This window comes from Microcoleus asticus IPMA8, assembly GCF_013179805.1.
GTDB classification, from domain to species: Bacteria; Cyanobacteriota; Cyanobacteriia; order Cyanobacteriales; family Microcoleaceae; genus Microcoleus; species Microcoleus asticus.
Genome location: NZ_SRRZ01000274.1, coordinates 1 through 2,109 on the forward strand (window position 1 = coordinate 1; position 2,109 = coordinate 2,109).

The following is a 2,109-nucleotide window of genomic DNA, read 5'->3' on the forward strand; positions in this document are numbered from 1 at the left end:
CTACTTTTTGAGTTTTTGAGCAACAGCTTGCCTGACATTCAAAGGTGGCTACTTTTAGCTGCGCTCATTTTTTAGTCTAAACTACAGTTTTAAGGGTTTTGGTGACATCGGCTGCGCTGCCAGAACGGCAAGGAGCCAAACAAGTTCTCCACAAAGTTCATCGCATGGAGGGTAAAGTTAAGCGGTTGCATACGATTTGGATGGATGGTGGATATCGGGGGGAAGACTTTATGCGATGGGTCATGGATACATTCCGTTGGCTTGTGGAAATTGTCCTCAGACCCTTAGAGAAGAAAGGTTTCGTCCACTTACCCAAACGTTGGGTCGTAGAACGAACTTTTGGTTGGCTCAATTGGTGTCGGCGTTTAAGCAAGGATTACGAAAGACTACCCGAAACCTCAGAGACTTTCATTTATATCGCCATGATTCGTATCATGGTTCGACGGCTGGCATGATTTTTGACTTACTTCGACTTTTCAAACACCCTCTTAACTCACTGCACGAAAGCTAGCTGATCAAATGATGCAGGTTTAATTGAAATGTTAAGCAAAAACATCAGTTATTTCAAGTCTAAACCCGTTAATGTTCCCAAAGTCACTATCTTGCTAGACCACGGATATCACCCGACAATTTGACTGCTGAGTTAAAGAATATTTACCCACAAATTCTCACCCAAATTAAGTTTAAACTCTCGGAAAACCCCTCAAAAAAACAAAAATAAGAAAGAGGACAATCGGGATTTGTGCCAGTTAAGGCGAGGTGGGTCATCGAGCGCTCCAATGCTTGGATGGAGCGGTGTAAAATTCTTATCAAAAACTCCCTTGAGAACTTTAGATAATGCAACTGCCAAGATGAATCTTTGTTTTATTAGGTTGATGATTAAGAGGCTAGCTTCCTAGATATCAAATGGGTTCTATAAGCTTTATGGCTCTCAATCCCTTCTGATAAAATGACTTTTTATTGCGAACTAAACTCAGCATGGAGTCTACCCACTCCTGACACGAGTCAACAGCAATTAGCCAATTAGAGCCATACAAACTAATCCCAAAGTTGCTATGTCTTCTCCTAGTTCTGCCCATTTCTTTAATCCGACAAACATATTTCTCTTGTCCCTGAAGCTTAGTTCTTTTTCCTTGTAACCACGCAGAAGTCATGGCTAAGGCGATTAAAATCATTAAAACAATCAATTTATCGGGTGATGCTTGAGAACCCTCGCTCGTTATATCCTCCGGTTTTACAGTCTTTAAACATTGCTTCGATACCGTAACGTTTGCTGTCAACCCCGATCGCACTTCTCAAATCCGGCAGATTAGTTAACAGATACCCAGGTTCATCTTATTGTTTGCCTCGATATTTCCTCTTCCAACAAGCAGCTAAGTTAAACCGAGAAAATCCTTTCTTTTGAGTGAAACTAATTTGCGGATAGAAAAATTTAATCCCTGGTTGAACTGGAATGGTATCTAGGGATTGAAATGGTTGTCTTTTTTCTCGGAAAGTGGTACTGCATTTTTGACGGAGGACGAAACTCAAACGCTGACGGTGTAACCATTGTGCCAGCTCTATGCTATGAAATTCGCGCTCGCCAACAATCACTAATTTATATCTTTTTAATAGCCGAACTACTGGGCGTAATACTTGTTGTTGTTCGGCTAGATTAGAAGCCCCTTGTTTATCTAACAGCGTCCAGAATATCGGGAAAGCTCTTTTTTAATAAATCGCACTTACCATTAAGACATTATACTCTTGACCTTGGGTTCTATCCCATGCCACGACTAATTGAGTACCAGCTTTTATCTGACGAAATATCGCTTCTTTGATAATCGGAAACTACAGCACAAGTATGTTAAGTGCCTTAATCTGTAAAAATCGTTGTATATGACGGCGACGACTACTTTGTAAAATCGGTAATGGCAGAGAGTAAAGGCTAATGATTCGATTCTGACTTGTTTCTGGGATTGTAACAATACGCGCGAGCATTTTTAGGGTAAGTAAGTAAGTCGGTGCGGAAAAACACAACTATGTTAAGATAAGTAAACGAAGAAATAGCTCTAGTGAGGTAACTAATATATGGGCGCTCGATTCAGGGTATTTCTCACTCAAAAGCAAGAC

At 40.6% G+C, this 2,109-nt stretch carries 1 pseudogene; it reads left to right on the forward strand.

The window, feature by feature from the left end:
• Positions 1 to 86 precede the first annotated feature (86 nt).
• Positions 87 to 455, forward strand: a pseudogene (locus E5S67_RS31745) (transposase); the annotation flags it as partial.
• Positions 456 to 2,109: the final 1,654 nt, after the last annotated feature.